This is a genomic window from Micromonospora sp. NPDC002575 (assembly GCF_042889525.1).
Lineage (GTDB): Bacteria > Actinomycetota > Actinomycetes > Mycobacteriales > Micromonosporaceae > Micromonospora > Micromonospora carbonacea.
In genome coordinates, this window is record NZ_JBIARA010000003.1 from 271,138 (window position 1) to 294,314 (window position 23,177).

Here is a 23,177-nt window from a genome sequence, read left to right on the forward strand (position 1 = left end):
GATGCAGTGTGCTGTCGAAGGAGAGAGGTACCCCGTCGGTGAGCTGCGTAATCGGCGGCGCGTGCGCCGCGTGCCCGAGGGGAGTTTGTTCCGCGATCTTGCCGTCGGGTAGAGTTCACCCGTCGCCGGCGGACGCCGGGGGCACGCGGACGTAGCGCAGCTGGTAGCGCATCACCTTGCCAAGGTGAGGGTCGCGGGTTCGAATCCCGTCGTCCGCTCGCGATCCGCCCCGAGGGGCCGACCGCAGCCGGGGCCGGCATCTCACGCCGGGCCGGCGAGCGCGGGCGATTGGCGCAGTGGGAGCGCGCTTCCTTGACACGGAAGAGGTCACTGGTTCAAACCCAGTATCGCCCACTCCACGAACGCGCGTGCTGACGGCTTCGTCAGCCGCCGCCGACTGTTTCCGGCCCCGCACCACGAGACCGCACACGATGTGCGACGTCCGTGTCGGGGCGGTCGCCGGCCGACAACGGCCCCGCAACGTGACCGTCCTACGTTCGGTGGGTCGCCGCGACCCCCGCGGTCGATCCGAGGAACCGCTGCGAGGAACCTGATGAGCATCTTTGCCGCCATCGGTGGGGCCCCCGCTGTCCACGCCGCCGTCGACGACTTCTACGTGCGGGTGCTCGCCGACCCGACGCTCGCCCCGCTGTTCGGGGGCGTGGACCTGGCCCGGCTGAAGACGCACCAGCGGGCGTTCATCGCCGCCGCGATCGGCGGCCCGCAGCTGTACGCCGGGCGTGACATGGCAGCCGCGCACGCCGGGCTGCGCATCTCCGACGCCCAGTTCGACGCCGTCGTCGGTCACCTCGTGGACACGCTCGCCGGCCTAGGCGTGCCCGGCGAGACGATCGCGCGGATCGGCGACACCCTCGCCCCGTTGCGCGGCGACATCGTCACGGCGGTGGCCCCCGAGGCGGCCTGAGCGGGCGTCGCGACCCGGCCGGGTGGGACGCGCGGGCCGACGGCCGGGTGGGACGCGCGGGGCGACCTGGCCGGTAAGACCGGTTTCCGCCGGTGTCGGTGCCGGCCCGTAGACTCCGGCGATGACCTCCCCCACCGACACCGTGGTCGAGACCCCGCTGGGCGTGCTCCGGCGCGTCTTCGGCTACGACGCCTTCCGGGGCGCGCAGCAGGAGATCATCGAGCACGTGGTCGGCGGCGGCGACGCCCTGGTCCTGATGCCCACCGGTGGCGGCAAGTCGCTGTGTTACCAGATCCCCGCGCTGGTGCGCGACGGCGTCGCGGTGGTCGTCTCCCCGCTGATCGCCCTCATGCAGGACCAGGTGGACGCGCTCACCGCCGTCGGGGTGCGGGCCGGCTTCCTCAACTCCACCCTGGACCCCGACGCCCGACGCCTCGTCGAGGCCCAGTTCGTGGCCGGGGAGCTGGACCTGCTCTACCTCGCCCCCGAGGCCCTGGGCAGCGGGGGCACGCTGCGGCTGCTCGACCGGGGCCGCATCGCGCTGTTCGCCATCGACGAGGCGCACTGCGTGGCGCAGTGGGGTCACGACTTCCGCCCCGACTATCTCGCGCTGTCGATGCTGCACGAGCGCTGGCCCGCCGTGCCGCGCATCGCGCTGACCGCCACGGCGACCGCCGAGACCGCCAGGGAGATCGCCACCCGGCTCGACCTCACCGGGGCCCGGCACTTCGTGGCCAGCTTCGACCGGCCCAACATCCAGTACCGGATCGTGGCCAAGCGGGAGCCGCGCAAGCAGCTGCTCGACCTGATCCGCACCGAGCACCCGGGCGACGCCGGCATCGTCTACTGCCTCTCCCGCGCCTCGGTCGACAAGACCGCCGAGTTCCTCGTCGCCAACGGCGTCGCCGCGCTGCCCTACCACGCGGGGCTCGACGCGGCCACCCGCGCCGCCCACCAGAAGCGGTTCCTGCGCGAGGACGGCCTGGTCATGGTGGCCACCATCGCCTTCGGCATGGGCATCGACAAGCCCGACGTGCGGTTCGTCGCCCACCTCGACCTGCCCCGCTCCGTGGAGGGCTACTACCAGGAGACCGGCCGCGCGGGCCGCGACGGCCTGCCGTCGACGGCGTGGCTGGCGTACGGGTTGCAGGACGTGGTGCAGCAGCGCAAGATGATCGACTCCTCGGAGGGCGACGCGGCGCACCGGCGGGTCCTCGCCGCCCACCTCGACGCCATGCTCGCCCTGTGCGAGACCGTCGAGTGCCGGCGGGTGCGGCTGCTCAGCTACTTCGGGCAGGCCAGCGGGCCGTGCGGCAACTGCGACACCTGCCTGGAGCCGCCCGAGTCGTGGGACGGCACGATCGCCGCCCAGAAGCTGCTGTCGACGGTGCTGCGGCTGCACCGCGAACGTAACCAGAAGTTCGGCGCGGGGCAGTGCATCGACATCCTGCTCGGCCGGCGCACCGAGAAGGTCGTCCAGCACCGCCACGACACGCTGACCGTGTTCGGCATCGGCGAGGAGCTGAGCGAGGCCGAGTGGCGGGGCGTCGTGCGGCAGCTGCTCGCCCAGGGCCTGCTCGCCGTCGAGGGCGACTACGGCACCCTCGTGCTCACCGACGCCAGCGCCGAGGTGCTGGGCCGCCGCCGGCAGGTGCCGATGCGCCGCGAGACGGTCCGGCCGCCGAAGGCGCGGTCGGCGGCAAAGGCCCGGCCCGGTGCGGCGGCCGTCGTCGAGTTGCCCGCCGAGGCCGAGCCCGTGTTCGAGCGGCTGCGCGCCTGGCGGGCGGCCACCGCCAAGGAGCAGGGCGTTCCCGCGTACGTGGTGTTCCACGATGCCACGCTGCGGCAGATCGCCGCCGATCCGCCGTCGACGCTGGACGAGCTGGCCCGGGTCAACGGCGTCGGCGAGGCCAAGCTCGCCCGCTACGGCGAGCAGCTCCTCGCCGCCCTGAGCGAGTAAGGAAGGGCACCTTGTTAACGCATTCTGTAGAGCAGGGGCCCCTTATTAACGCTCGCTCCTAGCTGGGCTCAGCCCCGCCACCGCGAGGCCGAACAGCCGGTCCGCCTGGGCGGCGGGGTCGGGGTGGTGCTCGGTGGCCAGGGCGATGCCGACGACCAGCGCGATCAGGTCCGCGGCGGTGACGTCGGGCGGCACCGCGCCGTCCTGCGCGGCGCGGCGCAGCAGCGGGCCCGCCGCCTCCTGGATCGCCGCCGAGCACGTGTTGCCGTGCACCGGATCCGGGCCGGCGTCGCCGTAGGCCAGGGCGGTCGCCAGCCCTCGGGCGGTGACGGAGTAGGCGACGACGTCGGACAGCCATTCCAGCAGCGCGTTCCGGCTGTCGCCCCTGTCGGCCAACTCGCGGGCGCGGGCGCTCAGGGCGTCGATCCGCTTGCGGGAGACGGCCTCCAGCAGCGCGCGGCGGGTGGGGAAGTGCCGGCGTACGGTCGCCGAGCCGACCCCGGCGGTGCGGGCGATCTGCTCCAGGGATGCGCCGCCGCCGTGGGCGGCGACCTCCTCCTCGGCCACGGCGAGGATGCGCGCGTAGTTGCGCCGGGCGTCGGCGCGCTGGCGGTCCGCGCGCTGGCGGTCCGCGTGCTGGCGGTCCGCGTGCTGGCGGTCGGGCATGGCGTCATCTCCGAGCTTGCTAAGTGGCGGGCCCCGCCATATCGTACCGACTGGGAAACGGCGGGCCCCGCCGTTTAAGGTCGAGCGCTCAGGAGCGACATGTCCACAGATTCCGCACCCGTCCTGGTCACCGGTGCCACCGGCCGGCAGGGCGGCGCGACCGTCCGCGCCCTGCGCGCGGCGGGCGTGCCCGTCCGCGCCCTGGTGCGCGACCCGAACACCGACCGGGCCAGGGCCGTCGCGGCGCTCGGCGTCGACCTGGTCACCGGTGACCTGCACGACCGCGACTCGGTGATCCGGGCCGCGCAGGGCGTCCGTGCCGTCTTCTCCGTGCAGATGCCCGACATGAGCACCGGAGTCCCCGACTTCGCGGGGGAGGTCGTCCAGGGCGTCAACCTTGTCGAGGGCGCGCGGGCCGCCGGGGTGCCGCAGTTCGTGCACACCTCCGTCACCGGCGCCGGCCAGCACACCGAGGCTCCCGGCTGGGCCGAGGGCCGCTGGGCCATGATGGAACCCACCCTGGGCGCCAAGAGCGAGATCCAGGATCGGGTACGCGCGGCCGGCTTCCCCCACTGGACGCTGCTCAAGCCGGGCTTCTTCATGGAGAACTTCCTGCCGTCCATGGCGTTCCTGTTCCCGCGCGGCATCGCGGGCGGCCTGGTCAGCATCCTGCGCCCCGAGACCCGGCTGTCCCTGGTCGCGGTGGACGACATCGGCCGGGCCGCCGCCGCGGCCATCGCCGCGCCGGAGCGCTTCGACGGGGTCGAGCTGGAGCTGGCCAGCGACCACCTGTCGATGACGGAGATCGCGGAGGTCCTCTCCCGCGTGCTGGGCACGCGGCTCACCGCGCCGGACATGACCGAGGAGGAGGCCACGGCCGCCGGCATGCCGCCGATGGGCGCCACGCACGAGTGGATGAACGTGGTCGGCCAGCCGGGCCGGCCGGAGTACGCGAGGGACCTCGGCCTCCCGCTCACCAGCTTCGCCGACTGGGCGCGGGAGCATCTGGGCTCCCACGTGTGACCTGGACGGCCCGGGTTCTGCCGTCGGCAGATTCGCTGCGGGTGAACACCCGTCGCGGGCGGGCCGCCGTTCGGGGCAGGGTGGAACGATGAGACTCCTGGTGCTGGGCGGGACGGGCTTCGTGGGCGGGGCGACGGTCGCCGAGGGGGTGCGCCGCGGCTGGTCGGTGACGGTGTTCAACCGGGGGGTGAGCGGCGCGCCGCCTGCGGGCGTACACCGGTTGCGGGGTGACCGGGACGCGCCCGACGGCCTCGCCGCGCTGGCCGACGGCGAGTGGGATCTCGTCGTCGACACCTGGGACGGCGCGCCCCGCGCGGTCCGCGACGCCGCCCGCGCCCTGCGCGACCGGGCCGGCTGGTTCGGGTACGTCTCCAGCGGCTCCGTCTACGCCCGGCCGGTTCCGCCCGGCGTCGGCGAGGACGCGCCCACCGTCGCCGCCGAGCCCGACGCCGTCGACGGCTCCTACGCGCAGTTCAAGGCCGGCGGGGAACGGGCCGCCACGGCGGTGTTCGGCGACCGGGCGCTGCTGGCCCGCGCCGGGCTGATCCTCGGCCCCGGGGAGGACATCGGCCGGCTGCCCTGGTGGCTGCACCGGGTCGCCCGGGGCGGCGACGTGCTCGCCCCCGGCCCCGCCGACCTGCCCCTGCAGTACGTCGACGTCCGCGACCTGGCGGCGTGGCTGCTGGACCGGGGCGTGGCGGGCGGCGGCGGGGCGTATAACGTGCTGTCGCGGACCGGGCACGCGACGATGGGTGAGCTGCTCGACGGCTGCGTCGCCGCCACCGGCTCGACCGCCCGGCTGCGCTGGACCGATCCGGACACGATCCTCGCCGCCGGGGTGGAACCATGGAACGACCTGCCGATCTGGGTGCCCCTCGGGCACGAGTACCGCTGGTTGCAGGAGCGCGGCGTGCAGCGGGCGCACGCGACGGGGCTGACCTGCCGGCCGGTGGCCGAGACCGTCGCCGACACCTGGGCCTGGCTGCGCGCGGTGGGTGGCGTGCCGCCGCGCGCCGGCCGCCCGGCCCGCCCGCCGGTGGGCCTGGACCCGCAGCGGGAGGCCGCGCTGCTCGCCGCCGCCGGCTGACCGGTCGACCTGGTGCGGCGGGGGCTGGACCCGCGGGCTCGCCCGCATGGTCGTCAACACCACGCCGCCGCCCTGTGGTTGACACAGGGGCCTTTCCCGGTCGATTGTTGCATTGATAGATGTCGCTCTGTGTCCGGGTCGCACGGAGGCCCGGTCCCTTTCCCGAACTTCGCACCGGGAGGACGCCATGCGCAGATCCGTCAAGCCCGCCGCAGGTCTCGCCGCAGCCCTGGTCGCCACGCTGGCCGTGGCGCTGCCGGCGTCGCCCGCAGCCGCCGGGGAGCCGTTCCAGAGCCCCGACACGGGCCTGGTCTTCTATTCGAGCTACCCGACCGAAATCGTCGGCAGGCAGGCCACCCCTGACGGCGTCTGCCGTCCGGTCCCGGCCGACGCGACCTGGTTGCTCGCCTGGAGCGGCGGCTTCGTCTCCGTCCCCGGCTACCAGACCCCCGACTGCAGCGGCCCGGCGTCCGAGCTGAACAACTTCCACAGCTGGTCGAAGGGCCGGTACCTGTCGTACCGGGCCGGCTGACCGCTGCTCCCGGTGGTCGTTCGCGGCGCGACGATCTGGAATGCTCTGGCCATGCCTTCCTTTCCGCCCACCTTCGCCGACCAGGTCGTCGCACAGCCGGCCCGTGCCCAGATCGAGGCGTTCATCGACGAGCATCGCAGCGCGCTCAACCGCTGTCTGGACGGGCTGACGGAGGAACAGGCGCGCCGATCGCTGGTGCCCTCCCGGACCACGCTGCTGGGCCTGGTGAAGCACGCGACCTTCGTCGAGAAGGTCTGGTTCGACGAGGCCATCACCTGCCGGCCGCGCGTCGAACTCGGCCTCCCCGCAGCCTCGGAAGACTCGTTCCTCCTCGACGACGGCGACACGATCGCCAGCGTCCAGCAGGCGCACCGCGAAGCCTGCGAGGCGGCACGCCGGGCGACGGCCTCCCTGGACCTGGACGACATCCTGCGCGGCAACCGGCGGGGTCCGCTGCCGCTGCGGTGGGTGTATCTCCACGTGCTGCGCGAGCTCGCCCAGCACTGCGGGCACGCCGACATCCTCCGGGAGCAGATTCTCGACGAGTAGTGCGCGAACAAGCCCAGGGAAGATCAGCGCCGGGTGGGGTGGACGGTTCGCCCGCCGGCCCGCCGGCCCGCCGGCCGCCGCTGTGCCGCGCCGCTCGCTACCGGTCGCCACCGGGCCGCGCGGGTCGCGGCTGGGCCGCGCGGGTCGCGGCTGGGCGGCTGGGCCGCGCCGAAAGCGGAGATCTTGGACGGTTGCTGTTCGTGGCGTACCGAAACTGTCCAAGTTTCACGGGATGGACCCTCGCGGCCGGGGAGGGGTGGGGCGGCGTTCGCGTAGGTGTGGCTGGGGTGGAATGCGCAGCGCCCCCAGCCGGGCGGCCGGGGGCGCTTGCGCGGGACGTGTCAGGCGACGGGGCCGAGCGCCTTCGCCAGGCCGACGAAGCCCTGCCACTGGGCGGGGCTGAAGGCGAGCGTGCCGCCGTCGCGGTCCTTCGTGTCACGGACGAGGACGACACCGGCAAGATTGTCGGCGACCTCCACGCAGGCCCCTTGATTGCTGCCACTGCGAGTGCTCTTGCGCCAACACGCGCCGGTCACGTCCATGACTTCGCCACTTCCATCATCAGCTCGGTGGACTGTTGCAGGGTCAGCGCTTCGGCGAGAGTGGCTTCCCACTGCTCACGGAGGGCGGCAACCTCGGTGGTCCGCTCGACCACTTGACCCCTGAGCCTGTTGTCGAGGTAGCCCACGTCCATCAGGTCGGGCAGGGTCGCGATGACGAACGGCCCGTCCAGGCCAGCGTACGCGCCCACTCCCTGCGGGACGACATGGATCCTCACCCGCCTGCTCTCCTGATTGAGCTGTGCCATGCGAAAGAGCTGCTCCCGCATGACCGCAGCACCACCGACCGGGCGACGCAGGACCGCGTCGTCCACCACCGCGACGAGCTGCGGCGGAGCCTCGTTCGAGAGAACCTGTTGCCGAGCCAGGCGTGCCGCCACGCGCGTCTCGACCTCCTCGGCGCTCAGCCTGCCGTCGCTGCCGAAGACCGCTCCTGCGTACGCCTCGGTCTGGAGAAGACCGGGCACCCATGCGACCTCGTACCATCGCAGCGTGCGGGCCTGCTGCTCGTAGGTGATCCACTCGCGCAGCCAGAGTGGTTCGGCGTCCAGGCCCGAGAGTCGTTCGAGCAGGCGGACGAACATTCCGCCCGTGTTCAGGGCACGGTCGATCGCTGCGGCGTAGGCGCTCGTCGGCGGACGCGCGCCAGTCTCCACGGCGCTGACGTGTGTACCTGAATAGCTGATCAGCTTGCCGAACTCGTCCTGATTCAGCCCCCGTGACAACCGCGCGTGGCGCAGCTCGTCCAACAGGATCTCGGCCGCCGTCATGCTCATGTCCCCAACCCCTCCCCAACTCGGCCCGGGCCTCCCTCGCGCCTCCCCACCAGGGGGTAAGCGGGAGGCCGAGGTCTCTCCATCGTGGGCCAACACCTTCCGATGTCAGGTGGTTACCGCCCAGTGTGGAATCCAGCGGCGCGAGCCGGTGGAGGGCCCGAGCCCGCCGGTCGCGTACGCCAAAGGCCGTCCCGGTCCTCCCAGCGCCACCGACCGGGCGGCCCCGCCAACCGACCGAGGAGGCAACCATGTCGCAAGGCCGTCACCGTCTCGCCGGGGCACTGCCGGCCACCGGGCATCTCGGCCGCTCGCCCACCTGGGACTGCGAGTGCTGCGGCGAGCCCTGGCCCTGCCCCGCCCTCCGGGCGCTCCCACTGGATCGGCTCGACACGAGCATCCTGCTGCCGGCCGTGTCGTACCTGATGCCCACGGCGATCCGCGACCTGCGCGGGCGGCCGGAAGGGCCGGAGCCGCCGGAGATCGTCAAGCGGTTCCTGTGGTTCCTGCCGCTGCGCGACGCCGAGGCCCGCGCGATCGCCCTGCGGATGCGCTGCCTGCGGGTGCTCTGATGGGCCGCCCGCATCTGCCGATGCGGCCGGCCTGGCTGTGCCGGTCCTGCGCCGCGCCCTGGCCGTGCCAGCCGGCCCGCCTCGCGCTGACGATCGAGTTCGAGGGGCATTCGGTCGCGCTGGCGTTCTACCTGGCCTCGTCGATGTACGAGGCGATGGACGACACGCTGCGCCTGGGTGGTCTGCCCGACCCGGCGGCGCTGCACGCCCGCTTCCTCGGCTGGGCGACGCGGTCCCGCCGGGTCCCGCCGGGCGCGTGACCTCCGGGGTGGCCGGCGCGGGGCGCCAAGCCGCGCCAAGCCGCGCCAAGCCGAGCCGTGCCAAGCCGTGCCGTGCCGCGCCAGCCGCGCCAAGCCGGACCGTGCCAAGCCAGCCGAGCCGAGTCGTACGAGCCGAGAAAGTCTTGCCTCAGACTTTCTCGGCTCGTACGATCTGGCCATGTCGCCTCTCGCCGAGCCCGCCACCTGGACGCAACCGCTGCCCGAGGCACGCCCTCCCGCGGGCATGGCCATTTACCACCTGCCCACCGGCACGTACGAGACCCGGGCGGCCTTCGCCGTCCGCGGCGGATCGTTCCGCGACAAGCGCCACTTCGCCGCGTCCGCGGTCCTGGTGCAGCACCCGGCCGGGGATCTGTTGATCGACGCGGGCTTCGGCGTCGACGTCGCGGCGCACGTCGCGATGCTTCCCCGGTTCGTGCGCGCCCCCTACCAGGTGGGCCGGACGGTCGGCGCCCAGCTCGACGCCGCCGGCTACGACCGCGGCAGGCTGCTGGGGGTGCTGCTGACCCACTCGCACTGGGACCACGCGAGCGGCCTCGACAGCCTGCGGGGCACACCGGTCTGGATGAACGCGAACGAACGGCGGTACGCCGCCGAGGACCCGGACGGGAGAGTCTTCCGCCACGTGTCGCCGGGGCACGAGATACACGAGTACGGGTTCGACGACCAGCCGTACCTCGGGTTCCCCGCGAGCCACGACGTCCACGGCGACGGCTCGGTGGTCGTCGTCCTCGCGGGAGGCCACACGACCGGCTCCGTCATCGTGTTCGTGACGCTGCCCTCCGGCGGGCGGTATGCCTTCATCGGCGATCTGACCTGGCAGATCGACGGCATCCGGCGGCGGGTCGAACGGCCGTGGCTGCTGAGCAGACTGGCCGACAGCGATCCCCACCAGCTGCGCCAGGATCTGCTCCGCATGATCGCCCTGGACGGCCTGCTGCGGATCGTCCCCGCGCACGACCTCGGCTCCTACGACGGCATTCCTCGGCTGACGCCCGAGGCCGCGCCGCGGTCCCGGTGAAGACGTACGGTTCTGGGATGCGAAGCCTGCCATCGCCCGTGCCCGAGGTCGTCGGCCCGAGCCCTGCCGTCGACTCCGAGATCACCTGGCTGCTGCACCGGGCGGCCCAGCGCATGCGCGGCGCGACCGGCGAGGTGGCCGAGCGGCACGGGCTCACGCTGCGCGACTACATCGTGCTGAGCGCCCTGGACAAGACCCCCGGCCTCACCCAGGGCGAACTCGGCAAGTCCCTCGCGCTGGACAAGACCACCCTGATGAGCCAGCTGGACCGGCTCGAACGCAGGGGCCTCGTCGTGCGGCACAACGACTCTCGCGACCGCCGCCTGCGCATCCCCGTGATCACCGAGGACGGCGAGGCCATCCGCGCGACAGTGGCCGCCGCCTGCGCCGCCGTCGAGGCCGCGGCCCTGAGCAGCTTCGGCCAGGACCAGGTCCAAGCCCTGCGCCGCATGCTCTTCGCGATCATCGGCGACGCCGAGGACCGGGGGTCGTGCCTCTGACGCGACTCACCAGGCGACGGTTCACGCGTTGACGACCGGCACGTCCAGCACCTCGTCGACGCTGCGGCGGGGGGTCGGCGAGCCCGGCTGGCCGTAACCGATCCGCATCACCATCTGCGGGGTGCCGAACCGCCCCAGGGACAGCCGCAGCGCCTCCCGCGCCCCCGGCACCTCGATCGGCTGGGACAGCATCGACACGCCGAGCCCGGCGTCGGTGGCGGTGAGCAGCACCCGTTGCAGGGCCTGCCCGGCCACCACCTGGTCGGTGGTGGTGTTGCCGGCCGTGCCGAGCACCGCCACCAGCGGCTCCGGCTCGAAGTCCCGCCCCGGCGCGCGGCTGCGCCCGCCGAAGCCCCGGCTGGGCAGCAGGTCCTGCGGCTCGCCCAGCGGGCCGCCCGCGGCGGCCGGCACCCCGTCGGGCGCGGGCGCGCCGCGCACCCACTCGGCCAGCTCCGCCTGGTAGGCGGGGTCGCGCTCCAGCACCCGGTTGGCGCTGCGGGCGACCTCGGCGAACGCGTTGACCGCGCTCACCCCGATCACCAGCTCCAGCCAGCCCTGCTCGGCGCGCGCCGCCTCACCGAGCCGCCACCGCACGTCGGCCGGCACCGGATCGGGCCAGAACGGGGCCCGGTTGCTGAACCGGTGCGGGACGGCGGCGTACAGGATCTGCTCGGCCGGGGTGGGCCGGCGGGGCACGTCCGGGGTCAGCCGGGCCAGCACGTCGGGCTCCGCCGGGCACGGGCGCAGGCGCACCGTCGCCGGGGCGCCCGCCGCGGCCAGGGACAGCCGCAGGTTGAACAGGGCCGCCCCGCAGGCGAGCCGGGCGCCCCAGCCGCTCGGGTCGGTCGCCGGCAGCCGCCGTTCGCGGTCCAGCAGCACCTCGATCCCGCCGTCGCGCAGCCGGAACCGCCACGGCTGGCTGTTGTGCAGTGACGGGGCGCGCACGGCGTCGGCGGCGGCGGCCCTGAGCTGCTCGACGGTGAAGCCGGTCTCCATCATGATCCCCTCCCGTGGCAGTCGTGCCGCCCCCGTCCGGTCTACCTCCACGGTGCGTGACCAGGGCGGTCGCCGGGCAGGGCCGGACGTCCCGTCCGCGCCGGGACCCCCAGCCCGCCGCCGCACGGCAACGGTAGGGACCTTCGGCCCGTGCGGGGGCCCGGCCCGAGGGGGTAGAAACGAGGGATGATCCGGGTGTTCCTGCTCGACGACCACGAGGTCGTCCGCCGTGGCCTTGCCGACCTGCTCACCAGCAGCGGCGACATCGAGGTGGTGGGGGTGTCGGGCTCCGCCCAGGAGGCGGCCCGCCGCATCCCCGCGCTGCGGCCCGACGTGGCGATCCTCGACGCCCGGCTGCCCGACGGCAACGGCATCGACGTGTGCCGCGACATCCGGGCCGTCGACTCGTCGATCAGGGGCCTGATCCTCACCTCGTACGAGGACGACGAGGCGCTGTTCGCGGCGATCATGGCCGGCGCGTCGGGCTACGTGCTCAAGCAGATCCGCGGCACCGACCTGGTCGACGCGGTACGCCGGGTCGCCGCCGGCCAGTCCCTGCTCGACCCGGCGGTCACCGCCCGCGTGCTGGAGCGCATCCGCAGCGGCGTGGAGCAGCCCCGCGAGCTGAAGACCCTCACCGAGCAGGAGCGGCGCATCCTGGAGTACGTCGCCGAGGGGCTGACCAACCGGGAGATCGCCGGCAAGATGTTCCTCGCCGAGAAGACGGTGAAGAACTACGTCTCCAGCGTGCTGGCCAAGCTGGGCCTGGAGCGGCGCACCCAGGCGGCCGTGCTGGCCACCCGCCTGCTGGGCAAGGCGCACTGACCGGCCGCCGGCGCGACCTGCCGGGCCGGCCGCTGGCGCGACCTGCGAGTCAGCCGTCGCGCCGGGTCAGCCGTCGCGCCGGGAGAATCGGCGCGCCGCTCAGTCGTCGCGCAGCGGGGCCGTCCAGCGCAGCTCGGTGCCGTGCGGGGTCACCGGACGCACCTCGAACTCGCCGCCGTGGCGTTCGGCGCGCTCGCGCAGGTTCACCAGGCCGCCCCGCGCGGCGGCCGGGTCGCAGCCCCGGCCGTCGTCGGCGACCGTCACCGTGACCCAGCCGCCCTCCACCCGCACGCCCACCGCGACCCGGCTCGCCTCGGCGTGGCGTACGGCGTTGGACAGCGCCTCGCGGAGCACGGCCGTGAGGTCGGGGCGGACCGGCTCGGGGACGGCGCTGTCGATCGGGCCGGTCAGCTCCAGCGACGGCCGGAAGCCCAGCGACTCGGCGGCCACGTCGACGGCCTCGCGGATCTCGGTGCGCAGCGCCGCGCTCATCGGGGTGCGCAGTTCGAAGATCGTGCGGCGGATGTCGCGGATCGTGGCGTCGAGGTCGTCGACGGCGGCGTTGATCCGCTTGGCCACCTCGGGGCGGGCGTTCATCGCGCCGCTCTGCAACTGCAGGCCGGTGGCGAACAGCCGCTGGATCACCACGTCGTGCAGGTCCCGCGCGATGCGCTCGCGGTCCTCCAGGACCACCAGCAGCTCCCGCTCCTCCTGCCCCCGGGCCCGCTCCATGGCCAGCGCGGCCTGCCCGGCGAAGCTGCCGAGCAGCGCCACGTCGTCGTCGGTGGCCCCGCCCCGGTCGGGCGGGTACGCGATCACCAGGACGCCGTGCAGCGTGTCGGCGGCGGCCAGCGGGGAGACCACCGCCGGCCCGGCGCTGACCGGCGTCGGCCACGGCGCCGACTCGGCCAGGTTCCCCACCAGCGTGTGCCGCCGCTCGGTGACCGACTCGGCGAAGCTGGTCTCCCCGGCCGGCAGCATCGCGCCCACCAGCCCTCGGACCGACTCGCCGGCCCCGCCGGCCGGCACCCGGACCGACTCGTCGGCGGCGTCGACCACCTCGACGGTGAACTGGCCGGCGTCCTCGTCGTAGAGCAGCACCACGGCCAGCTCCGCCTCGGCGACCTCCCGGGCCCGCCGGGCCACCAGCGCCAGCGCGTCGGTGCGGCGTACCTCGCCCAGCAGCACCGAGGTGATCTCGGCGGTGGCCGCCAGCCAGCGCTCCCGGCGGTGGGCCAGCGCGTACAGCCGGGCGTTCTCGATCGCCACGCCGGCCGCGGCGGCCAGCGCCACCACGATCTCCTCGTCGTCCTCGGTGAACTCGGCCGCGCCCTGCTTCTCGGCCAGGTAGAGGTTGCCGAAAACCTGCTCGCGGATGCGCACCGGCACCCCGAGGAAGCTGTGCATCGGCGGGTGGTGCGGCGGGAAACCGTATGACTTCGGATGCTTGGTGATGTCGGGCATCCGCACCGGGCGGGGCTCGTCGATGAGCAGGCCGAGCACGCCCCGGCCGTGCGGCAGGTCGCCGATCCTCGCGTGCCGTTCGGCGTCGATGCCGTGGACGATGAAGTCGTGCAGCAGCCGGTCGGGGCCGATCACCCCGAGCGCGCCGTACGTCGCGCCGACCAGCTCGCACGCCGCCGCCACGATCCGTTGCAGGGTGCTGCGCAGGTCGAGGTCGGTGCCGATGCCGACCACCGCGTCGAGCAGGGCCCGCAGCCGCTCCCGACTGGTGACCACCTCGCCGACCCGGTCCAGCATCTCCTGGAGCAGCTCGTCGAGTCGGACCCGGGACAGCGGGCTCAGCCCCAGCGAGGGCGCGACCGGCTCGTTCCTCGGGTTCGGTGCGTTCACCCGGCGATGGTATCGCCCGGCGAACGCGCCGCCCCAGCCTCGATCATGCGCCCGGCGGGCGCACGGCGGAGGTGTCGACGACCTGCTCCGTGGGCAGCCGGGGGGTGTGCGGCGGGCCCGCGTGCGCCTGGTCCGCGATCCCCATCCGCAGCGCGAGGTACGGGTACCCGAGGCCGGCGAGCACCCGCCGCAGCGTCTGCCGGGTGCCCTCCACCTCGACGACGCCCGACAGCGGCACCATCGACACGCCCAGCCGGGTCGCCGTCAGCCACGCCGCCGACAGCGCCTCCCCGGCCCGCAGCCAGCTGTCCGGCTCGTCCTCGTCGCCGAAGAGCACCCCGTACGCCGCCGCCCGGTCGTGGCCCGGCCCGATCGGCAGGGTGCCGGGGCGGCCGAAGTCCCGGCCCGGCACGGTGGTCTGCTGCGCCTGCTCGGGCAGCACCTCCGGCGGCAGGCCCGTGCCGGTGCCCACCCGGCTCGTCCAGTAGTCCAGCTCCTCGCGCAGCCGCGAATCCTCCGCTTCCACCGTCGCGGCGTGTGAGGCCGCGGCGGCCAGCTCCATCACCTGGTCGACGTGGAGCACCTGGAGCCGCGCGCCCTCGGCGGCGACCGCCGCGGCGATGTCGCCGAGCGCGGCCGGCGGCACCGGGTCGTCGCTGACCGGGCGGCGGTCGGTGTGCCGCACCTGCATGCACTGCACCATCCGCATGGCGTCGGGGTCGGCCTCGACGCGCCTGAGGTCGGTGAGCCGCGCCAGCAGCTCCGGCTCGCCCGGGTCGGGCAGCCGCTCCACCACGAACGCCCAGCCCTCGGCGGCGAGGGCCACCCGGGCGTGGTGCAGCGCCGCGCCGCAGCTCAGCGCCGACAGCCGGCCCTCCGGGTCGGTGGCGGCGAGCTGGCGGTCCCGCACCACGCGCAGCTCCAGCGCGTCGGGCAGCACCCGCCAGCGCCACGGCTGGGTGTTGTGCACCGAGGGCGCGCGGCCGGCCGTCGCCGCGGCCTCCGCGAGCGCGGTGGTCAGCGGGCGGTGCGTCGCCGGCGTCTCGTGGCTCATCGTCACGACCTTTCGTCTCAGCCCATCGTGCCCCACCCCGGCGGTGCTCCGGGCGGGGTTGCCACTCCATCCTGGGCGGCCCGCTCTCCGGGCGCACGGTACGCAGGTCCCGTCCCGCCCGGGCCGTTCGCCTCCCACGACCGTGACCGGCGGCGGGCGCGATCCGGTCGTTGGCCTCCTCGCCGACCCCGCCTGTTGAGAGGATCCGCAGGTGGGCACCCAGGCGCGGGAGTGCGTACCGGAGCGGCCGGTGCGGCAGCGCTGGGCGCGCGGGCTCCAGTGGGCCCCGCTGGCCGCGCTGACGCTGGCCGTGCTGGCCGGGGCGGGGCTGTGGCTCGCCGGCCGGCGCGCCTGGGCCGACTGGCTGTGGGCGGCGGCCACCGTGGCCGCGCTGGCCCCGGCGGCCTGGACCATGCTGCGCCGGCTGTGGGCGCGGCAGTTCGGGGTGGACGTCATCGCCGTCCTCGCGCTGGCCGGCACGCTCGTCGTCGGGGAGTACCTGGCGGGCGCGGTGATCGCGCTGATGATCGCCACCGGCAACGCGCTGGAGGCGTACGCCCAGCGCAGGGCGACCCGCGACCTGCGCGCCCTGCTGGAACGGGCCCCGCGCACGGCGCGGCGGCGGGTCCCCGGCGGCGGCATCGAGACGGTCCCGCTGGACCGGGTCGCGGCCGGCGACCGGCTCGTGGTCGGCCCCGGCGACGTGGTGCCGGTCGACGGGGCCGTCGAGGAGGCCGCCACCCTAGACGAGTCGGTCGTCACCGGCGAGTCCCGGCTCGTGCAGCGGGCGGCCGGCGAGCAGGTGGCCAGCGGCGTGGCCAACGCCGGGGCCGGGTTCGGGCTGCGGGCGACGAAGAGCGCGGCGGCCAGCACGTACGCGGGGATCGTCCGGCTCGCCGAGGAGGCCACCGCGCGCAAGGCCCCGATGGTGCGGATGGCCGACCGGTACGCGGCGGCGTTCGTGCCGTTCACCCTGGTCCTGGCCGGGCTGGGCTGGTGGCTCTCCGGCGAGTTCGTGCGGGCCGTGGCGGTGCTGGTGGTGGCCACCCCCTGCCCGCTGCTGCTGGCCACCCCCATCGCGATCGTCTCCGGGCTGTCCCGGGTGGCCCGGCGCGGGGTGCTGGTCCGCGACGGCGGCTCGCTGGAGCTGCTGGGCCGGGCCCGCACCCTGCTGGTCGACAAGACCGGCACGCTCACCGCCGGCCGGCCCCGGGCCGCCGAGACGGTGGTCGCCCCCGGCGGCGACCGGGACGAGGTGCTGCGGCTGGCCGCCTCCGTGGAGCAGCTCTCCCCGCACGTGCTGGCCGCCGCCCTGGTCCGGCAGGCCCGGGAGCGGGGCCTGCCGCTGGCCGACCCGACCGACGTCACCGAGGAGCCGGGGCGCGGCGTCACCGGCCGGGTCGACGGGCGGCTGGTGCGGGTCGGCCAGCTCGGCGGCGAGCTGCCGCAGTGGGCGGCCCGGGCCGCCGAACGCGCCGAGCTGGCCGGCCGGTCCGCGGTCTGGGTCAGCGACGAGCGGGCGCCGCTCGGGGCGATCCTGCTGGAGGACCCGGTGCGCCCCGACGCCCGCCGCACCGTGCGCCGCCTGCGCGAGGCCGGGCTGACCCGGCTGATCATGGTCACCGGCGACCGGCCCGGCACCGCCGACCAGGTCGCGCAGGCCGTCGGCGTCGACGGCGTGCTGGCCCGGTGCACGCCGCAGGAGAAGACCGCCCGGGTACGCGAGGAGTCCCGCCGGGCGGTCACCGTGATGGTCGGCGACGGGGTCAACGACGCCCCCGCCCTCGCCGAGGCCGACGTCGGGGTGGCGATGGGCGCGACCGGGGCGACCGCCTCCGCCGACGTCGCCGACGCGGTGCTCACCGTGGACCGCCTCGACCGGCTCGCCGACGCCGTGGAGATCGCCCGGTACGCCCGCCGCATCGCCACCCAGAGCGCCGTCGTCGGGATGGCGCTGGCCGTGGCGGCGATGCTCGTCGCCGCCGCCGGGAAGCTGCCGCCGGTGGCCGGGGCGTTCCTCCAGGAGGGCATCGACGTCGTGGTGATCCTCAACGCGCTGCGGGCCCTCGGCGGCGGGCTGCGCCGCCGGGACGTCCCGCCGGACACCCGGCAACTGCTCGACCGGTACGCCGGCGAGCACGCCGCGGTCCGCGACGTGCTCGCCGGCCTGCGGGACACCGCCGACCTGGTGGCCACGCACCCCGACTCGCCCGACTGCCTGCCCGCCCTGCGCGAGGCGCACCGGCGGCTCACCGGGCGGGTGCTGCCGCACGAGGCCGCCGAGGAGCGGCAGCTCTACCCGGCGCTGGCCGGGCCGCTCGGCAGCGACGAGGCGACCTCGCCGATGAGCCGGGGACACGTGGAGATCCGCCGGCTGGTCGACCGGATCGGCGGGCACCTCGCCCAGGCCGGCGACGGGCCGCTGCGCGGCGACCAGGTCACCGACCTGCTCGCCGCGCTGTACGGCCTCGACGCCGTCCTGCGCCTGCACCTGGCCCAGGAAGAGGAGGACTTCTTCTCCCTCCGCGACTGACAGCGCGCGGCGCAGCGTGCAAGGAAGGGCCCCTTGTTAACGCATTCTGTAGAGGAAGGGCCCCTTGTTAACAGCGGTGTTAAGAAGGGGCCCTTCCTTCGGCGTCAGCGTTCGCGGACCACCGCCACCGGGCAGTGCGCGTGGTGCAGGAGCTGCTGGCCGACCGAGCCGAGCAGCATGCCGCGCAGCCCGCCCCGGCCCCGGCTGCCGACCACCACGAGCTGGGCGTCCCGGCTCGCCTCGACCAGCGCGCCGGCCGGGCGGGCGGCCACCACGTCGACGGTCACCGCGACGTCGGGGAACGTCTTCTGCCAGCCGGCCAGCGGCTCGTCCAGCGCCGCCCGCTCGGCCGCCGCCGCGTCGTCGGCGCCCAGGCCCCGGTCCGCCGACGGCTCCCAGGCCCGCACCACGTGCAGCGGCACGCCCCGCTGGGCGGCCCGTTCGACGGCGAACCCGAGGGCCAGCAGCGAGGTGTCGGAACCGTCGACGCCCACCACCACCCGGCCGGTGCGCCCGGCGGGGGCGTCGCCGTCGCGGACCACCACCACGGGGCAGTGCGCGTGGGCGGTCACCGACACGGCCGTGGAGCCGGCGAGCAGGCCGCCGAACCCGCCGTGGCCCCGGCTGCCGAGCACCAGCAGGCCCGCCTCGGCGGAGCGTTCCTCCAGCACCAGGGCCGGCGGCCCGTCGAACACCTCCCCGTGCACGGTCACCGTGGGCCGCGCGGCGGCGGCGTCGGAGGCGGCCTTGCCGACCAGCTCCTCCACCTGCCGGCGGGCGGTCTCGTCGGGCCAGATGCCGGGGGCCACGCCGGGGCCGACCCAGCCGGCCACGGTCACCCACTCGAAGACGTACGCGAGGCGGATCGGCCGGCCGCTGTGCTCGGCCTCGTCGAGCGCCCAGTTCAGGGCGACGGTGGCGTCGGCGGAGCCGTCGTAGCCGACGAGGATCTCGTCACCGTTCACTTTCCGCTCCTCAGCTCGGTGTCGGTCTCCCGGATCCACCGCCACTCGGCGACCCGGGGGTCGTCCTCGCCGTACTCGCGGGTGTGGTCGCGGCACGCCTGGCGGGCGTCCACCATCTCCTGCCGCAGGTGCGCGGCCCGCGCGGCCAGCCCCGGCACCCGGTCGATCACGTCGATGACCAGGTGGAAGCGGTCCAGGTCGTTGAGCATCACCATGTCGAACGGCGTGGTGGTGGTGCCCTCCTCCTTGTACCCGCGCACGTGCAGGTTGTCGTGGTTGGCGCGCCGGTAGGTGAGCCGGTGGATCAGCCACGGGTAGCCGTGGTAGGCGAAGATGATCGGCTTGTCGCGGGTGAAGATGGTGTCGAACTCGTTGTCGGGCAGGCCGTGCGGGTGCTCCGACGGCGGCTGGAGGCGCATCAGGTCGACCACGTTGACCACCCGCACCTTCAGCTCGGGCAGCCGCTGGCGCAGCAGGTCGGCGGCGGCGAGGGTCTCCAGCGTCGGCACGTCGCCGGCGCAGGCGAGCACCACGTCCGGCTCCGTGCCCTCGTCGGTGCTGGCCCAGTCCCAGATGCCCAGGCCGCGCCTGCAGTGTTGGATCGCCTCGTCCATGGTCAGCCAGTTCGGGGCGGGCTGCTTGCCGGCCACCACCACGTTGATGTAGTGCCGGCTGCGCAGGCAGTGGTCCATGGTGGAGAGCAGGGTGTTGCCGTCCGGCGGCAGGTAGACCCGCACCACCTCGGCCTTCTTGTTGACCACGTGGTCGATGAAGCCCGGGTCCTGGTGCGAGAAGCCGTTGTGGTCCTGCCGCCACACGTGGCTCGACAGCAGGTAGTTCAGCGACGCCACCGGTTCCCGCCACGGGATGCCCCGGGTCACCTTCAGCCACTTGGCGTGCTGGTTGACCATCGAGTCGACGATGTGGATGAACGCCTCGTAGCTGGTGAAGATGCCGTGCCGGCCGGTCAGCAGGTAGCCCTCCAGCCAGCCCTGGCACAGGTGCTCCGACAGCACCTCCATCACCCGGCCGTCGGGGGAGAGGTGGTCGTCGCCGTCGACCCGGCCGGCGACGAACGCCCGGTCGGTGACCTCGAAGGCCGCGCCGAGCCGGTTGGAGGCGACCTCGTCGGGGCCGAAGAGCCGGAACGTGCGCGGGTTGGCGGTGATCACGTCACGGACCCACGCGCCGAGCACCCCGGTCGCGCCGGCCGCCGGCTCGCCGGGCTGCTGCACGTCGACGGCGTACCGGCGGAAGTCCGGCAGCTCCAGGTCGCGCAGCACCCGCCCGCCGTTGGCGACCGGGTTGGCGCTCATCCGCAGGTCGCCGGTCGGCGGCAGGGCGGTCAGCTCGGCGACGGGCGCGCCGGTGGGGTCGAACAGCTCCTGCGGCCGGTAGCTGCGCAGCCAGCGCTCCAGCTCGGCCAGGTGCTCCGGGTTGTCGCGCACCTCGGCGATGGGCACCTGGTGGGCGCGGTAGGTGCCCTCCACCTGCTTGCCGTCGACGGCCGCCGGGCCCGTCCAGCCCTTCGGCGTACGCAGGATGATCATCGGCCAGCGGGGGCGTTCGCCGGGCGCGCCGGAGCGGGCCCGGCGCTGGATGGCGGCGATCTCGTCGACCGCCCGGTCGAGGGTGGCGGCGAGGGCCTGGTGCACCGTGGCCGGGTCGTCGCCCGCCACGACGTACGGCTGGTAGCCGAAGCCGCGCATCATGTCCAGCAGGTCGTCGGTGGGGATGCGGTCCAGCACGGTCGGGTTGGCGATCTTGTAACCGTTGAGGTGCAGGATGGGCAGCACCGCCCCGTCGCGCGCCGGGTTGAGGAAGACGTTGGACAGCCAGCTCCCGGCCAGCGGGCCGGTCTCGGCCTCGCCGTCGCCGATGACGCAGGCGACCAGCAGGTCGGGGTTGTCGAACGCCGCGCCGTAGGCGTGGCTCAGCGCGTACCCCAGCTCGCCGCCCTCGTGGATCGAACCCGGCACCTCCGGCGCCACGTGGCTCGGGATGCCGCCGGGGAAGGAGAACTGGCGGAACAGCCGCTGCATGCCGGTCTCGTCGCGGCTCACCGAGTGGTACAGCTCGCTGTAGGTGCCCTCCAGCCAGGTGTTGGCCACCAGGGCGGGGCCGCCGTGACCGGGGCCGGTGATGAAGATCGTCGGCAGCTTCCGGTTGACGATGACCCGGTTGAGGTGGGCGTAGAGCAGGTTGAGGCCCGGGCTGGTGCCCCAGTGGCCCAACAGGCGGGGCTTGACGTGCTCGGGCCGCAGCGGCTCGCGCAGCAGCGGGTTGTCCAGCAGGTAGATCTGCCCGACGGTCAGGTAGTTCGCGGCCCGCCAGTATGCGTCCAGCCGGCGCAGCTCGTCTTCGGTCAGGGGGCTGTGCAGGTCTACAGCGGTGTCCATGCTGCGTAAGCCTCTCGCGGGTCGGGGACGCTCGCATCCGGTGCGCCGGGTTCCCCCGGCCACGTCCAGCTTCGCGGCGCGGGCGGAGATCGATCAGGGCCGTTGGTCCCGGACCGTGGGGACGTCATGCCCCGCCCGGCGCGGTGGAAACCAGTCCGCGGACGACGACGACCGGGGCGGGGGAGTGGTAGAGCAGCGACTGGCTGACCGCGCCGAGCATCCCGCGCAGCGGCTCGTCGCCCCGCGCGGCGACCACGGTCAGCTGCGCGGAGCGGGACTGGCCGACCATGACCGCGCCGGGGTCGCCGACGACGACGTGGCACTCGACCGACACCTCCGGGTGCCGGCGTCCGCACCGGGCCACCAGCTCGGCCAGCTCGGCGTGCGCGTCGTGCGCCTCGTCCTTGTCGGGGCCCGGCGGGCGGCCGGCGGCGTCGGGCGGCCGGTCCTCGGGCGGCGGCTCGACGACCCGTACGGCGAGCAGCCGGGCGGACCGGCGGGAGGCGCAGCCGAAGGCGAACGCGAGCGCCGTACGGGAGCTGGCCGAACCGTCGACGCCGACGAGGACGGGGCCCTGCGGCGGCGGCTCGGGGCGGACGACCAGCACCGGGCAGCCGGCGCGGGCGGCGAGTTCCACCGCCGGCGCGTCGGCGCGGATGCACGTGCCGCAGCGGGACATCCCGCCGTCGCCCATGACGACGAGGAACGCCGACTCGGAGCGACGGACCAGCGCGGCGACGGGCGCGCCCTCGACGATCTCGCCGCTGACCGGCACCGCCGGTTCCTCCTCGCCGGCGGCTGCGGCGGCCCGTTCGAGCAGCTCCTCGGCCTGGGCGCGCGGGCCGAGCACCGACGGGGCCTCCAGCGCGGCCGACCAGTTGAAGGCGTGCAACAGGCGCAGCGGGCGGCGGTGGCCGGCGGCCTCCCTCGCGGCCAGCCGGACGACCTGCCCGGCGGTCTCCGGCGAGCCGAGCGCGGCCACCACGGGCGCGTCGGCGGGTGGGGTCATCCGGCCTCACCTCCCCGACAGGCGCGCACGGCGGGTCCGATCCCTGCAACCGAGCGTAGTGGCCGGCGGCCCGGCGGGGGCCGGTATCGGGCCGGCCCGGCCGGCGCTGCTGTCAACTCTGGTTGACGCAACCGCGCTGTCAACGTATGTTGACACCATGAGTCACGCGACGGAACTCGCGGCGGCGGCCGGCAGCACCGATCCCCGGGTCGGCCTGCGTGCCGTGCGCGCCCTGCGCCGGCTGCTCGAACGGCTGGAGGTGGTCCAGGTGGACAACGCCCGACGGCAGGGCTGGTCCTGGCAGGAGATCGCCGACGCGTTGGAGGTCAGCCGGCAGGCGGTCCACAAGAAGCACGCCGGGCGACCGGCGGTCCCGAGCACCTGGGAGGAATGATGTTCGAACGGTTCACCGACCGGGCCCGCGAGGTGGTCAGGCAGGCCGCCCACGAGGCGCGGGCCGCCGGGCGGCGCCCCATCGGCACCGAGCACCTGCTCCTCGCCGTCCTCGCCGACCCCGACAACCTCGCGAGCCGGGTGCTGTCCGCCGCGGGTGTCCGCGCCGCCGACCTGCGTGCCGCCGTGGCCCGGCACACCGCCGAGGGCGACGCGGGGCTCGCCGAGGCCGACGCCGCCGCGCTGCGCGAGATCGGCATCGACCTGGCCGCGATCGTCGCCCGGATCGAGGAGTCCTTCGGCCCCGACGCGCTGCGTGCGGCGGTGCCCGCCCCGCGCCGCCGGTGGGGGTGGCGGCAGCGGCAGCGGCGGCGGCCCGGCGGCCCGTTCTCGCCCCGGTCGAAGAAGGCGTTGGAACTCTCGCTGCGCGAGGCGCTGCGGCTGCGGCACCGGCACATCGGCACCGAGCACATCCTGCTCGGGCTGCTGCGCGAGGGCGGCGGCCCGGCCGCGCTGGTGCTCGCCGAGGCCGGGCTCGACCTGGACGACCTGCGCCGCCGCGTCGAGCTGGCCCTGCGGGCCGCGGCCTAGCTTCACTGCGGGCACTCCAGCCCCGTAAACCTGTTTTCGGTGCGCGCAACCTCACCGGTCGCCGGCTCGCCGCCCGTACCGAGTTGCTGCACACTGACGCCGTGGATGC

General features: G+C 74.7%; 23 protein-coding genes and 2 tRNA genes. 16 read left to right on the forward strand and 9 right to left on the reverse strand.

Annotated features, from left to right (window positions below; translation table 11 throughout):
- Positions 1–145 precede the first annotated feature (145 nt).
- The 4 genes from ACFYWL_RS06815 (at position 146) to recQ (ending at position 2,885) form a co-directional block, all read left to right on the forward strand.
- Positions 146–218: transfer RNA gene (locus ACFYWL_RS06815), tRNA-Gly, on the forward strand.
- A gap of 64 nt (positions 219–282) precedes the next feature.
- Positions 283–354, forward strand: a tRNA-Val gene (locus ACFYWL_RS06820).
- Positions 355–553: 199 nt separating this feature from the next.
- Complete coding sequence (locus tag ACFYWL_RS06825) at positions 554–925, forward strand: group 1 truncated hemoglobin (protein WP_386968352.1); 372 nt, start codon at positions 554–556, stop codon at positions 923–925.
- A 121-nt stretch (positions 926–1,046) separates the two neighbouring features.
- Positions 1,047–2,885, forward strand: coding sequence for a DNA helicase RecQ (gene recQ / locus ACFYWL_RS06830; protein WP_386968355.1), 1,839 nt, complete (start codon positions 1,047–1,049; stop codon positions 2,883–2,885).
- 45 nt (positions 2,886–2,930) lie between these two features.
- Here recQ and ACFYWL_RS06835 read toward each other — a convergent pair whose 3' ends face one another.
- Complete coding sequence (locus ACFYWL_RS06835; RefSeq protein WP_386968357.1) at positions 2,931–3,551, reverse strand: TetR/AcrR family transcriptional regulator; 621 nt, start codon at positions 3,549–3,551, stop codon at positions 2,931–2,933.
- Between the two features lie 99 nt (positions 3,552–3,650).
- Here ACFYWL_RS06835 and ACFYWL_RS06840 point away from each other — a divergent pair, with 99 nt between their 5' ends.
- The 4 genes from ACFYWL_RS06840 to ACFYWL_RS06855 all read left to right on the forward strand — a co-directional run bounded on the left by ACFYWL_RS06840 (position 3,651) and on the right by ACFYWL_RS06855 (position 6,742).
- Entirely contained in the window at positions 3,651–4,574 is a 924-nt protein-coding gene (locus ACFYWL_RS06840) for an NmrA/HSCARG family protein (RefSeq protein WP_386968359.1), read from the forward strand.
- An 88-nt stretch (positions 4,575–4,662) separates the two neighbouring features.
- Complete coding sequence (locus tag ACFYWL_RS06845) at positions 4,663–5,661, forward strand: NAD-dependent epimerase/dehydratase family protein (protein WP_386968362.1); 999 nt, start codon at positions 4,663–4,665, stop codon at positions 5,659–5,661.
- A 187-nt stretch (positions 5,662–5,848) separates the two neighbouring features.
- Positions 5,849–6,193, forward strand: coding sequence for a hypothetical protein (locus ACFYWL_RS06850; RefSeq protein WP_386968365.1), 345 nt, complete (start codon positions 5,849–5,851; stop codon positions 6,191–6,193).
- A gap of 12 nt (positions 6,194–6,205) precedes the next feature.
- Positions 6,206–6,742, forward strand: a complete 537-nt coding sequence (locus ACFYWL_RS06855) for a DinB family protein (RefSeq protein WP_386968372.1) — start codon at positions 6,206–6,208, stop codon at positions 6,740–6,742.
- Positions 6,743–7,083: 341 nt separating this feature from the next.
- Here ACFYWL_RS06855 and ACFYWL_RS06860 read toward each other — a convergent pair whose 3' ends face one another.
- Both ACFYWL_RS06860 and ACFYWL_RS06865 read right to left on the reverse strand, forming a co-directional pair.
- Positions 7,084–7,284: a DUF397 domain-containing protein gene (locus tag ACFYWL_RS06860; RefSeq protein WP_386968375.1), complete on the reverse strand. Its 201-nt coding sequence runs from the start codon at positions 7,282–7,284 to the stop codon at positions 7,084–7,086.
- Positions 7,275–8,078, reverse strand: a complete 804-nt coding sequence (locus ACFYWL_RS06865; protein WP_386968377.1) for a helix-turn-helix transcriptional regulator — start codon at positions 8,076–8,078, stop codon at positions 7,275–7,277. The genes ACFYWL_RS06860 and ACFYWL_RS06865 overlap by 10 nt, the downstream gene beginning before the upstream one ends.
- A 248-nt stretch (positions 8,079–8,326) precedes the next feature.
- Here ACFYWL_RS06865 and ACFYWL_RS06870 point away from each other — a divergent pair, with 248 nt between their 5' ends.
- The 4 genes from ACFYWL_RS06870 to ACFYWL_RS06885 all read left to right on the forward strand — a co-directional run bounded on the left by ACFYWL_RS06870 (position 8,327) and on the right by ACFYWL_RS06885 (position 10,449).
- On the forward strand, positions 8,327–8,647 hold the full coding sequence (locus ACFYWL_RS06870) for a hypothetical protein (RefSeq protein WP_386968380.1): 321 nt from the start codon (positions 8,327–8,329) through the stop codon (positions 8,645–8,647).
- A complete protein-coding gene (locus ACFYWL_RS06875; RefSeq protein WP_386968382.1) occupies positions 8,647–8,907 on the forward strand; it encodes a hypothetical protein in 261 nt (86 codons plus the stop codon). The genes ACFYWL_RS06870 and ACFYWL_RS06875 overlap by 1 nt, the downstream gene beginning before the upstream one ends.
- A gap of 178 nt (positions 8,908–9,085) precedes the next feature.
- On the forward strand, positions 9,086–9,949 hold the full coding sequence (locus ACFYWL_RS06880; protein ID WP_386968385.1) for an MBL fold metallo-hydrolase: 864 nt from the start codon (positions 9,086–9,088) through the stop codon (positions 9,947–9,949).
- A gap of 17 nt (positions 9,950–9,966) precedes the next feature.
- On the forward strand, positions 9,967–10,449 hold the full coding sequence (locus ACFYWL_RS06885) for a MarR family winged helix-turn-helix transcriptional regulator (RefSeq protein WP_386968388.1): 483 nt from the start codon (positions 9,967–9,969) through the stop codon (positions 10,447–10,449).
- Between the two features lie 21 nt (positions 10,450–10,470).
- Here the strand turns inward: ACFYWL_RS06885 and ACFYWL_RS06890 are convergent, their stop codons facing one another.
- Positions 10,471–11,445, reverse strand: a complete 975-nt coding sequence (locus ACFYWL_RS06890) for an Acg family FMN-binding oxidoreductase (RefSeq protein ID WP_386968792.1) — start codon at positions 11,443–11,445, stop codon at positions 10,471–10,473.
- A gap of 186 nt (positions 11,446–11,631) precedes the next feature.
- On the opposite strand from ACFYWL_RS06890, the gene ACFYWL_RS06895 reads away from it, so the two are divergent.
- Positions 11,632–12,270 (forward strand): response regulator, encoded by a 639-nt coding sequence (locus ACFYWL_RS06895; RefSeq protein ID WP_386968391.1) that lies wholly within the window; start codon positions 11,632–11,634, stop codon positions 12,268–12,270.
- A gap of 99 nt (positions 12,271–12,369) precedes the next feature.
- On the opposite strand, the gene ACFYWL_RS06900 is transcribed toward ACFYWL_RS06895, so the two are convergent.
- Both ACFYWL_RS06900 and ACFYWL_RS06905 read right to left on the reverse strand, forming a co-directional pair.
- Positions 12,370–14,076, reverse strand: coding sequence for a GAF domain-containing protein (locus ACFYWL_RS06900; protein ID WP_386968795.1), 1,707 nt, complete (start codon positions 14,074–14,076; stop codon positions 12,370–12,372).
- A 91-nt stretch (positions 14,077–14,167) separates the two neighbouring features.
- Entirely contained in the window at positions 14,168–15,178 is a 1,011-nt protein-coding gene (locus ACFYWL_RS06905; protein ID WP_386968394.1) for an Acg family FMN-binding oxidoreductase, read from the reverse strand.
- 211 nt (positions 15,179–15,389) lie between these two features.
- Between ACFYWL_RS06905 and ACFYWL_RS06910 the strand changes: the two genes are divergently transcribed.
- Positions 15,390–17,711 (forward strand): heavy metal translocating P-type ATPase, encoded by a 2,322-nt coding sequence (locus ACFYWL_RS06910; RefSeq protein ID WP_386968396.1) that lies wholly within the window; start codon positions 15,390–15,392, stop codon positions 17,709–17,711.
- Between the two features lie 104 nt (positions 17,712–17,815).
- Here ACFYWL_RS06910 and ACFYWL_RS06915 read toward each other — a convergent pair whose 3' ends face one another.
- From ACFYWL_RS06915 to ACFYWL_RS06925, 3 genes are all read right to left on the reverse strand, one after another.
- Positions 17,816–18,676, reverse strand: a complete 861-nt coding sequence (locus ACFYWL_RS06915; RefSeq protein ID WP_386968399.1) for a universal stress protein — start codon at positions 18,674–18,676, stop codon at positions 17,816–17,818.
- On the reverse strand, positions 18,673–21,075 hold the full coding sequence (locus ACFYWL_RS06920; RefSeq protein ID WP_386968401.1) for a phosphoketolase: 2,403 nt from the start codon (positions 21,073–21,075) through the stop codon (positions 18,673–18,675). The genes ACFYWL_RS06915 and ACFYWL_RS06920 overlap by 4 nt, the downstream gene beginning before the upstream one ends.
- A gap of 124 nt (positions 21,076–21,199) precedes the next feature.
- The gene (locus tag ACFYWL_RS06925) at positions 21,200–22,084 is read right to left on the reverse strand and encodes a universal stress protein (protein ID WP_386968404.1); all 885 of its coding nucleotides are present in this window, start codon (positions 22,082–22,084) and stop codon (positions 21,200–21,202) included.
- 157 nt (positions 22,085–22,241) lie between these two features.
- On the opposite strand from ACFYWL_RS06925, the gene ACFYWL_RS06930 reads away from it, so the two are divergent.
- Together ACFYWL_RS06930 and ACFYWL_RS06935 are read left to right on the forward strand one after the other, a co-directional pair.
- On the forward strand, positions 22,242–22,478 hold the full coding sequence (locus tag ACFYWL_RS06930) for an HTH domain-containing protein (protein WP_043962604.1): 237 nt from the start codon (positions 22,242–22,244) through the stop codon (positions 22,476–22,478).
- A complete protein-coding gene (locus ACFYWL_RS06935) occupies positions 22,478–23,068 on the forward strand; it encodes a Clp protease N-terminal domain-containing protein (protein ID WP_386968406.1) in 591 nt (196 codons plus the stop codon). The genes ACFYWL_RS06930 and ACFYWL_RS06935 overlap by 1 nt, the downstream gene beginning before the upstream one ends.
- Positions 23,069–23,177: the final 109 nt, after the last annotated feature.